The sequence below is a fragment of the Pseudomonas sp. Sample_20 genome, from assembly GCF_004307585.1.
Classification (GTDB): domain Bacteria; phylum Pseudomonadota; class Gammaproteobacteria; order Pseudomonadales; family Pseudomonadaceae; genus Aquipseudomonas; species Aquipseudomonas atacamensis.
The window spans coordinates 1-10091 of record NZ_RCOA01000038.1 but is presented as its reverse complement, the minus strand read 5'-3'; the positions used below and the strand labels follow the sequence as shown (position 1 = coordinate 10091).

10 protein-coding genes are annotated in these 10091 nt (G+C 62.3%); 7 read left to right on the top strand and 3 right to left on the bottom strand.

All coding sequences use genetic code 11. The features are described from left to right. Nucleotides 1-135 precede the first annotated feature (135 nt). Nucleotides 136-429, bottom strand: a complete 294-nt coding sequence (locus D8U70_RS10120; protein WP_041480659.1) for a hypothetical protein — start codon at nucleotides 427-429, stop codon at nucleotides 136-138. Nucleotides 430-674: 245 nt separating this feature from the next. Here D8U70_RS10120 and D8U70_RS10115 point away from each other — a divergent pair, with 245 nt between their 5' ends. The 5 genes from D8U70_RS10115 to D8U70_RS10095 all read left to right on the top strand — a co-directional run bounded on the left by D8U70_RS10115 (nucleotide 675) and on the right by D8U70_RS10095 (nucleotide 5167). Further along, a complete protein-coding gene (locus D8U70_RS10115; protein ID WP_241664648.1) occupies nucleotides 675-977 on the top strand; it encodes a MazG-like family protein in 303 nt (100 codons plus the stop codon). Continuing rightward, a complete protein-coding gene (locus D8U70_RS10110) occupies nucleotides 977-1726 on the top strand; it encodes a methyltransferase (RefSeq protein ID WP_130928810.1) in 750 nt (249 codons plus the stop codon). Before D8U70_RS10115 ends, D8U70_RS10110 begins: the two co-directional genes overlap by 1 nt. Before the next feature lie 12 nt (nucleotides 1727-1738). Beyond that, complete coding sequence (locus D8U70_RS10105) at nucleotides 1739-2350, top strand: DUF4136 domain-containing protein (RefSeq protein ID WP_016771850.1); 612 nt, start codon at nucleotides 1739-1741, stop codon at nucleotides 2348-2350. Nucleotides 2351-2391: 41 nt separating this feature from the next. Continuing rightward, complete coding sequence (locus D8U70_RS10100) at nucleotides 2392-2949, top strand: DUF4136 domain-containing protein (RefSeq protein WP_024011432.1); 558 nt, start codon at nucleotides 2392-2394, stop codon at nucleotides 2947-2949. A 220-nt stretch (nucleotides 2950-3169) separates the two neighbouring features. Next, the gene (locus D8U70_RS10095; protein WP_130928809.1) at nucleotides 3170-5167 is read left to right on the top strand and encodes a pilus assembly protein TadG-related protein; all 1998 of its coding nucleotides are present in this window, start codon (nucleotides 3170-3172) and stop codon (nucleotides 5165-5167) included. Here D8U70_RS10095 and D8U70_RS10090 read toward each other — a convergent pair. Together D8U70_RS10090 and D8U70_RS10085 are read right to left on the bottom strand one after the other, a co-directional pair. Next, entirely contained in the window at nucleotides 5152-7914 is a 2763-nt protein-coding gene (locus D8U70_RS10090; protein WP_130928808.1) for an ATP-binding protein, read from the bottom strand. The genes D8U70_RS10095 and D8U70_RS10090 overlap by 16 nt on opposite strands. Next, a complete protein-coding gene (locus tag D8U70_RS10085; protein WP_024011435.1) occupies nucleotides 7911-8357 on the bottom strand; it encodes a TadE/TadG family type IV pilus assembly protein in 447 nt (148 codons plus the stop codon). Before D8U70_RS10085 ends, D8U70_RS10090 begins: the two co-directional genes overlap by 4 nt. Before the next feature lie 75 nt (nucleotides 8358-8432). Here D8U70_RS10085 and D8U70_RS10080 point away from each other — a divergent pair, with 75 nt between their 5' ends. Together D8U70_RS10080 and D8U70_RS10075 are read left to right on the top strand one after the other, a co-directional pair. After that, nucleotides 8433-8903 (top strand): A24 family peptidase, encoded by a 471-nt coding sequence (locus D8U70_RS10080; RefSeq protein WP_130928807.1) that lies wholly within the window; start codon nucleotides 8433-8435, stop codon nucleotides 8901-8903. 118 nt (nucleotides 8904-9021) lie between these two features. Then, nucleotides 9022-9789, top strand: coding sequence for a response regulator transcription factor (locus tag D8U70_RS10075; RefSeq protein WP_110603622.1), 768 nt, complete (start codon nucleotides 9022-9024; stop codon nucleotides 9787-9789). The last annotated feature ends 302 nt before the right edge of the window (nucleotides 9790-10091 follow it).

Below are 10091 nucleotides of genomic sequence, written 5' to 3'. Positions count from 1 at the left end.
GGGAGAGGGGGCCGATCTTCGTCGCTCTCAAGCGTGAGTTCGACTCGATATTCCAGGTCGGTGGAGAATTTCAAAGCAACGCGGTCAGCTCCCTCTCCCTCTGGGAGAGGGCTGGGGTGAGGGGCTTTTGAAGCGCTAGTGAATAATCCAGCTCAACAACCACAACCCCAGCAACAACCAGATGATCCCGGCAATGATCGACGCGTTCATGAACGCCCGGATCGCCGACCACAGCAGCATCAGGCCAACGATCAGGGCGATGATGCTGATGATCGAGGTGTCCATCCCCAGCGTTTGCGCCAGGCCGTCGACAAAGTTGCTGCCGGCATTGCTGAGCATATTGAACAGGCCACTGAGGCCGTCGACGATAAAACGGATGATCGAACCGAGTGCCTGGCCGAGCCATTCGAAAAAGCTTTCTACACGCATGTGTGCATCCCTGATGAAAGAGCTGAGCCTTGGGCCACGCCGAGGGCGGCCGAGTTCCCTGCATGATAGAAGGTTTGCCCGGATCATGTGTGGGAGCGAGCCTGCTCGCGAAGGGGGCGTGTCAGGCAAATCCGGTCTGGATGATCCATCGCCTTCGCGAGCAGGCTCGCTCCCCCAATAGATCATCTGCGCTGCTTGCCTTCAGCCCGCATCCCCCCGAAGCTATGCGTCTTCAGGAGAGCCCGATGAACCTTGTTGAACTGACCGAACGCCTGCACGCCATTCGCGACCGCAATGACTGGCGGCAATTTCACAGCCCGAAAAACCTCGCCATGGCCGCCAGCGTGGAAATGGCCGAGCTGGCGGAAATCTTCCAGTGGCTGACAGAAGACCAGTCGCGCCAGTTGCCGGCGGAAAAACTCGCCCACGCCGGGCAGGAAGTAGGCGATATCGTCCTGTATCTGTTGCTGCTGTGCAGCGAACTGGGTCTGGACATGAATGAAGTGGTGCGCGCCAAGCTCGCCGACAGCGAACGGCGGTTCAGCTGATGAGCGACCGTCATTTCGACCAGTTGGCCACGCGCTTCGCGGAAAAAATCTACGGCGGCGCCAAAGGCGCGATTCGCCTCGCGGTGTTGCAGACCGATCTGAGCGAGGCCTTGCCGGATCGGCCGCTGCGCGTGCTGGATATCGGCGGGGGCCTGGGGCATATGTCGCTGTGGCTGGCCGAGCGCGGCCATGACGTCACCTTCACCGAGCCGGCCGAACCGATGCTCGAAGGCGCGCGCCAGCGTTTTGCCGAAGCCGGACACACCGCGACATTCATTCAGGCGCCGTGGCAGGAACTGCCCGGTCAGCTCACCGAGCCCTACGATCTGGTGATCTGCCACGCCGTACTGGAATGGCTCGCCGAACCCCACGCGATCCTGCCGGTGCTGCATCAACTGACCAAGCCCGGCGGCTGGCTGTCGCTGGCGTTCTACAACCGTGATGCGCTGATTTATCGCAATCTGCTCAAGGGCCATTTCAAGAAAATGCGCAAGAACGTCATGGCCGGCGAGAAGCAGAGCCTGACCCCGCAGCAGCCTCTCGACCCACGGGAATTGGCAACGCAACTCGCCGGTATGTGGCAGGTCGAAAGTCAGAGCGGCGTACGGGTATTTCACGATTACATGCCGGTGGAATTCCAGGCCCGCGCCGAACTGGCGGACTTGCTGGAAATGGAACTCGCGCACCGTCGTCACCCAGGCTTCGCCGGGCTTGGGCGTTACTTGCACTGGATCTGCCGGCCGATCTGAGCGGAGCGCGACATGAAAGCTCGATGCGGGTTATTGCTGATAAGTCTGGGGTTGGCCGCTTGCCAAGGCAGCAACCCCTACGTGGCCCAGTCACGGCCGTTGCCGCCGGCACCGCCGCAAGCCGCCACCACCTTCGACCGCAGCGCCTACCCGGCGCCGCCGCGGGATTACGGACGCTACCGCAATTGGGCCTGGCGCGACGGGCAGTTGCCGCCGGGCACGGCGTGGGCTGACTCGGCGCAAGTGGCCGAGGCGGTCAGCAACGCCCTCGACCAGCGCGGCTTGCGGCCGATGCGCGACAACCGCCCGGCCGATCTGCTGGTCAGCGCCGACCTGCGTCTGGAAACCCGTTTGCGTCAGGTTCGCGACGACTACGGCTACTACGGCGGATACGGCGGCTATGATCGTTATGGTCGCGGTTACGGCATGTACAACAGCGTGCCGATCGTGCGCACCTATCAAGAGCAGGTCGTAGTGGTGCGGGTCGATCTGTTCGATGCCGGCAATGGTCAGCCGGTGTGGAGCGCCAGCGCCGAAACCGGCACCCAGGGCAATCAGATCGAACGCGCCGATGCGATCCGCGAGGCTGTGGAAAAAGCCATGGCGGCGTATCCTCCCAGCTGACGTCGTGTCAGCAGGTTCATGTCTTCACCCGGAGAAAAATCATGTTCCGCCGTCTCGCTCTACTCGCTGTTGCCGCGCTGCTCAGTGCCTGCGCCGCCAATCAGGTCAATCACGATTTCGACGCCAGCCGCGACTTTGCCGCTTATCGCAGCTGGAGCTGGAAAGACCCGGCCCTGCAATATCGCCCCGATGATCCGCGCATCAAAAGCGACCTGACCGAACAGCGCATCCGCCAGGCGGTGGCCGATCAACTCGATCAGCGCGGTTTGCGCCCGGCTGCCGGCGGCGGCAAAGGTGATCTGAGCGTGCAGACCTACCTGATCGTCGAGGACCGGCAGCAGCAGGTGACGACCAATTACGGCGGCGGTTGGGGCGGCCCGTGGAATGGCTACTGGGGCGCACCGATGTACAACGAAACGCGCAACATCACCTACAAGGTCGCGACCATTCAGATCGACCTGCTCGACGGCAAGGACGGCAAACTGGTCTGGCGTGGCAGCGATGAGCAAATGCTCAGCAACCGCCCGAATCCGGCTGACCGCAGCAATGCCATTCGCGAGACCGTCACACGGATCCTGGCGAACTATCCACCGCGTTGAACCGCTCTGAACCGTTTCCTGTGGGAGCGAGCCTGCTCGCGAAGGCGGTGTGTCATTCAGCATTGAATCCTCTGGCACGACGCTTTCGCGAGCAGGCTCGCTCCCACAGTGGCGGTGGTGACTGGAATGGCGTGACGCCAGCACTCTCGACCGACCGCGTCTACACTCTTTTTCATTAACGGAGGTAGCGCTCGGCACTGCGCCGGCAAAGGAGTGCGCCATGTCGCCAGGATCGCAAGGCAACGGCCCGGCCCGGCAACGCGGGGCGATCGGCTTGATGGCGGCTGCCACTCTGAGTCTGGCGCTGGTGATGATGTTGCTGGTGGTCGACAGCGGTCGCCTGTACATGGAACAGCGCAAATTACAGCGGGTGGTGGATACCGCCGCCCTCGAAGCGGTCAGTCGCGGCGGCAATTGCCTGCCCGGGCTGACCGCCGCCAGTTATGCCGGGCAAAGTGCGCTGCGCAATGGTTACGTGGTGGATGCCGCCAATACGCTCGCGACCACCTGCGGCACGCTGGCCACCGCCGCCAGTGGTGTGCGCAGTTTCACCGTCGATGCCACGCAATCAAGCGCAGTCAAAGTCGCCGCCAGTCGTACGGTCACCAGCAGTTTTGCTGGTGGTGTGCAGGCGCTGTTCAGCGCCACGCCGGTCAGCCTCAACACCACCCTCAATGCTTCGGCAGTCGCGGCCAAACCGCAGCCGACCGTCGCCCAACTGAATATTCGCAGCACCCTCGCCAGCATCGACACGGCGCAGTCGAACATCCTCAATCCGCTGTTTTCCGGGTTGCTCGGCGGCAACGTCAACCTCACGGCGGTGGGCTGGGACGGCTTGCTGCACACCGATATCAACCTGCTCAAATACCTCGATCAACTGGCCATCGACCTCAACGTCGGTGCTGGCAATTACACGCAGTTGCTCAATACCCAAGCGACGGTGACGCAGTTGATTCAGGCCGCAGCGACGGTAGTGCAACTCAACGGCGCGACCGCGCAAGTGGTCACCGCGCTGGGCCAGTTGCAGGCTGCCGCCATCAATGCGGCGCCGGTCAGGCTCGGCGAAATCCTGCAGCTGCAAACCGGCACCACGGCGGCGGGGCTGGATGCCAATCTGCAATTGCTGCAACTGGTGCAAGGCGTGGTGCAACTGGCCAACAGCAAGAGCGCGGTGGCGGCGACCTTGCCGGTCAACGTGCTGGGGCTGGCCGGTGTCACGGTACGGGTGAAGGTGATCGAACCGCCGCAGTTCTCGGCGATTGGCGATCCGGCGCGGGCCAAGGCCGATCCGTTGGGACCGGACCGGATTTATGTGCGCACGGCGCAGGTGCGCACGTTGTTGTCGGTGAATCTGCCGGTGCTCTCGGGGGTGACGGGGCTGACCAATGCGGTGCTGGGCCTGGTCGGTACGCTGACGCCGACGCTCAATGGGCTGTTGAGCCTGAACCTGGTGGACACAATCAATTCAGTGTTCTGCCTGTTGGGCGCCGGTTGCCAACAGCTCGATCCGAAGCTGCTGCCCTCACCGCAGATCGACATCGCGCTGGATGCCGGCGGGGCGAAAAGCTATGTCACCGATTACCGCTGCCCGACCGGCGATACCGACAGCAAAAGCCTGACTGCCGCCACCACGACTTCTCTGGCTGATCTCAAACTCGGCAAGATCGATCCTGTCGCGGCGTTTTCCTCAGTCGCCGAACCAACGGTGGCGCCGTTGCCGCTGGTCGATCTCGGCATCATCACCTGCCACAGGATTCTCGGCATCGGCAGTTGCGATGCCGCCTCCCGCGTGCAATACGGCGCCGGCGGCATCGCCCTAAAACTCGACACCAGCGTCGCGCAGACCACGCAGAATCTGCTGTTCTCCAGCACCACACCCTTCGCCACCCCGGCCAATCTGAAACTGCCGCCCAGCGTGCTACCGGCCGCGCCGACCAGCAACATCGTCGGCAGCCTGGCGAACACCCTGTCGGGCATCAACCTGATCGTCTACAAACCCGTGGGCAGCAATCCGCTGGGCGCTATCGTCACTGGGGTGGCTTCGTTGATCAGCGACGTCAGCAACCGCTTGTTGCCAGTGGTCACCGGTTTGATCAGTCCCTTGCTCGACCCGTTGTTGAATAATCTGCTCAAAGGCCTGGGCATCAACCTGATGGATACAGAGGTGGGCGCCAACATGACCTGCGGGCAGACCGGCAAGGCCTATCTGGTGATCTGATCATCCGTGGCAATCGGCAATTCGATGCAGAACCGTGCGCCCTCCGTGGAGTTGCGCACGCTCAACTGGCCGCCCATGTTGGCGATGATGCCGTAGCTCACCGACAGGCCCAGACCGGTGCCGACGCCGATCGGTTTGGTGGTGAAGAACGGCTCGAAGATCCGCTCCAGCAAACGCGGATCGATGCCGCCGCCATTGTCCTCGACCCACAGCCGCACGCTTTCCTCGTCGCGCTCGGCGTAGATCGAAATCCACGGTTTGAATGCCGGGTGGTGCTCGCGCTTGCCGAGCAGGGCGTCGCGGGCGTTGACCATCAGGTTGATCAGCACCTGCTCCAGCTGATCGACGTAGCCGCGCACCTGCGCCTCGAAAGCAGTCTCGCTGATGCGCAAATCGACACCTTTACCGCGCATGCCTTCGGCCAGTAGCGACAGGGTGCCTTCGATGGCTTGGGCCGGGTTGAACAATTGTTGTTCGATTTCCGAGCGGCGACCGAACACACGCATGTGGTCGACCACCTTAGCCGCGCGTTGAACCTGAGCGTCGATGCGGTTGAGTTTGTCGGTCAGATAATCGACCTGTACATCACCGTTGCCGAGGCGCTTGAGCACGTTGACGATGGCCATGCGCATGACGTTGAGCGGCTGGTTGATTTCGTGGGCGAGGCCGGTGGCCATTTCGCCGAGGGTGGCCATTTTCGCGCTTTGCGTGAGTTGCTGTTGCGAGCGGCGCACCTCGGTGTTGTCGCGGCCCACCGCTTGCACTTCGATCAACTGGCCGCGCTCGTCGAACACGCCGCGATCCGACCAGACCCACCAGGCGTGTTCGCGTCCGGGCAATTGCAGGCTGATTTCCGCTGTACTCACTGGCTGTTCCGGCGTCAGTTGGCTCAAGCGTTGAACGAACGCTGCGCGCTGTTCTTCGGACATCCAGCCACCCAGATCAACCCCGGGCAGTTGTTCCGGGGTGCATTCCAGATAAGTCGCCAACGGTCGGTTGCCAAAGATCAGCGTCAGGTCAGGGCGATAACGGCAGATCATCGCCGGCGAGTCCTCGACCAGAATCCGGTAACGCTCTTCGCTTTGCCGCACCTGCTCGGCAGCAAGCGTTGCGTCGGTGACGTCCAGCCACAGGCCCACCGCCTCGACTGGCAGACCGAGATCGTTGCGCAGCAGTTTCGCTTCATCGAGCAGCCAGTGGTAATTGCCACAGCTGTCGCGCAGGCGATAACGCGCACGCACCGAGCCTTCACGCAGCAACTGGCGGTTGCGCTGGAAATACAGTTCGCGGTCGTCGGGGTGCACGCGCTCGACCAGCGCTGTCGTGTCGCAATCTTCCAGCGTCCAGCCCAGCAAGGGTTGCAGGCTGGCGCTGAAAAAATCCGGAACCAGTGCGCCTTCTGCGTAGCGCTGCACGTAGATCACCGCCGGTGAACTGGCAATCAGATTATCCAGCCGCGCATGGGCGGCAGCGGCGCGCTGTTGTTGATTCTGGATGTCGCTGATGTCGAGCATGAACCCGACCAGACGCCGATGCTCACCGGTGCCGCTGACCTGGCCCTGAACCCGATACCACGTCGCTGCTGCGCCGACCTCCGCGCGGTGCAGACGCACGCTCAGGGTCAGCGCTTCTCCTTGCAGTTGCAGGGCGCGCAAACGGCTGCGCAACTCGTCGCGATCGGCGGGGTGAAACAGCGACAGCCAGTCTTCTACCGGCAGCAGGCGATCGCTGAGATCCAGTGCCGAGGCCAGCGTCGGCGCCAGCGCAATCTGCTCTTCGGCAGTGATTTCCCACCAGCCAGTGCCGAGCAGGTTTTGCAGGGAATCAAGACGCTCCATCGATTGCACATGGCGCTGCTCGCGCAAGCGGCTGAGCAGCGGCCCGGCCAGCGCGCCGGCCAGGCTCAGCCAGTCGCGATCGGTCAGCCATGGCGCCACGTTGTCGACCGTATAAAACCCGCAGAGCAGCCAGGCGACCACGCCCTGGTCATTGCTGTAGGGCACGGCGAAACCGTTGGCGTTGCCGAACGTGGCCTGCAATCGCGAATGTTCATAGCGGCCCTGCGGGCCGGCGAGGCGTTGCGGCGCGCTGCCGTTGAGGCTGTCCAGCGGCGTGCCCAGCGGCTGGCCGTCCTCCCACAATTGCGGGGCGTCGTGGCCACGAAACTGTTGATGAATCTGCCAGCCCTGGGCCTGTTCATCCAGTAACGCCACGGCGAGGCAGGGGATGTGCCAGCGCTGGGCGATGGCCTGCAATTGTTCGCCAAGCACCGTCGGCAGACGCGTCAGACTGCACGTGCGCAGACGATCGCTGACCTGCCCGGCGAGGGTCTGGCAGGCATCGCGATCGCGCGCTTGCTGACGTTCGAGCAACAGGTCGGCGATGTCGAGCATCTGCAATCGCCAGCCATCCTCCAGCGGCTGCACCCAGCCGCGCAGGTGCAGGGGCTGATCATTGAGCCCGGAAAAGTCGAGATCGAGGAGTTGCCCCTGCCAGTCTCTGGGCTGACCTTCGATAGTCAGCAGACTGTGCGGCAGCAGGTAGGCGCTGAGCGGCAGCGGCTGACCCTGAGGTTTGTGCTGGGCGAGCAAATGCCGCAGCGGGCCGGCGATCTGCAACACATCGCCGTTGCCATCCAGATAAAAATGCAGGCCGATCGGCGGCGCGCCGAGATGGTCCGGCAAGTCGTGAGCTGCGGTGGGGGCGCGCATGAGCAAGCGCCCGAAAAACTTATCGCCGGCGGTCAAAATTGCAGGCTCGAGCGGGCGGTCAGGTGCGTCGGCAGATTGGGCACCGTGCCGATGCCCGGCAGCACCAGAAACGGCATGATCTGGTTGAGCTTGCTCACCGGGTAATTGACGCTGACGGTCAGGGTGCCAGTCCCCGCGTCGTAGGCCGCACTGGTGTCGGTGCCGACCACCAGATTCAAGGCCGAGGGCAGCCATTGCAGTTGCTGGGTCAGCGCGGCATTGGCGGTGTTGACCACCACCGTCGAATAGTTCGGCGTGGTCGGGTCCACCGCAACGCTGCGGCGCACCGCCTCAGCGGTGGCCTGGTTGAACGATTGCATCATCACGAAGGGCAGGCCGTAGCTGACCAACCCGTAAAACACTGCGAAAAAGATGATGAACACCAAGGCGAATTCGATCGCCACCGCACCTTTTTGCGACCTGCGAAAGCCGTTTTTCATGCGTGCGTCTACCCTGACAGTCACTGCGTAGTATCAGCATAGAATCATTCAGGCAAAACGGACGGCTTTCAGCGGATGCAGATTTCCCTTGTTCTGATCTGGCTGGCGATCTGTGCCGCGCAAGATGCCCGGCAGCGGCGCATTTCCAACGCTTTGACGTTAGGCGTGGGCGCGCTGGCGTTGGTCTGGTTGTTGGCGACTGGCACTACTTGGCTGGGCGCCAACGCGGCGCAAGGCGGCTGGGCCTGCCTGATCGCTTTGCTACTGACGCTGCCGGGTTATTTCTTGGGCCGCATGGGCGCCGGCGATGTGAAATTAATGACAGCCCTGGGTCTTGCGACGAACGGCATATTCGTTCTTGGCGCGTTTATCGGCGCGGGCGTGGCCAGCGTGCTGTGGCTGCTGCTCGCGCCAAAAGTCTGGCCTCATATGGCTCAAGGAGTTAGAGAGCATGTGCGTCATCTGGCCCCGGACAAGTCAAAAAAGCTGCCATTTGCGCCGTTCGTGTGGGTAGGTGTAGTGCTTTCGCTGTACTGGATCACCTGATCGCGGGGTGCCACTAGTCCTATGTACATAGTCGGAAAGTGGGTCTACTTTCAATTCAGGCGAATACGCCACCAAAGTGCAGGAATCGTCAGCGTTGGCCGAGCAAATGGAGTGGTTCGTGAACAAGCCTAATTCGGTAAAAATCCTCGTGGTCGATGATCAGCCGCTGATCGTCGAAGAACTCTGTGAGTTTCTCGAGAGCAGTGGCTACCGTTGCGTGCCGTGCGACTCGAGTCTTGAAGCCATCGAGCTGTTCAGGGCGGACCCGGACATCGGTCTGGTGCTGAGTGATTTGCACATGCCGGACATGGACGGCATCGAATTGATCCAGGCGTTGCAGCGGCTGGCCGGCAAGCAGCGGGTGTTCGAGGCGATCATGCTCACCGGGCGCGCTGACAAGCAGGATGTGATCAAGGCGTTGCGCGCGGGGATTGCCGATTACTATCAGAAGCCGATCGATCTGGCAGAGTTGCTTGAGGGTGTGCAGCGCCAGGAACTGGCTTTGCAGGAGCGGCAGAAGAATCTGCATCTGGGGCATTTGAATCAGAAGTTGCAGTTTTTGTCCGAGTCGATTGATGACCTTTATCAGGATCTGGACAAGGTGCGGCGCTCGCCCGTGCCGGTGGTGAGTGATGGTGAGCCTGAGTCCGTGGAGATGCCGGCGGTGTTCAGTCAATTGTCGCCCCGGCAGTTGGACGTGGCGCGGTTGGTGGGCAAGGGGCAGACCAATTATCAGATTGCCTGTGAGTTGGGGATTACCGAGAACACGGTGAAGCTGTATGTGTCGCAGGTGTTGCGGTTGACGCATATGCATAATCGGACGCAGTTGGCTTTGGCGCTTTCTCCTGGTAGTTCGGCGGGGCGGCAGCGGGTTACGGCGCATTGACTTGGCGGCCTTTGGGCCGACCATGCTTTGGGTGGTTGGGGTGAATATCCGTTTCTTCGGGTGTTGCGGCTGGCGGTTTCGCCCTTACGGCGAGTCACTTTTGGCAAACGCCGGAATGCCGGCCCAGCCCAAAGGAACCAAAAGGTCTTCGCCCTGACGTTCGGCCCGCTCGCTGGGGCTCGGGGTTCCTTCGCTCCGGGATCGATCCTGGCGCAGCGGCTCCGGTTTGCTTCGCTGCACCTCCTTGCGCTGTGTCTGGCTGCGCCAGACGGTCGCTGCGCTCCCACGCCCGGATCAATCCC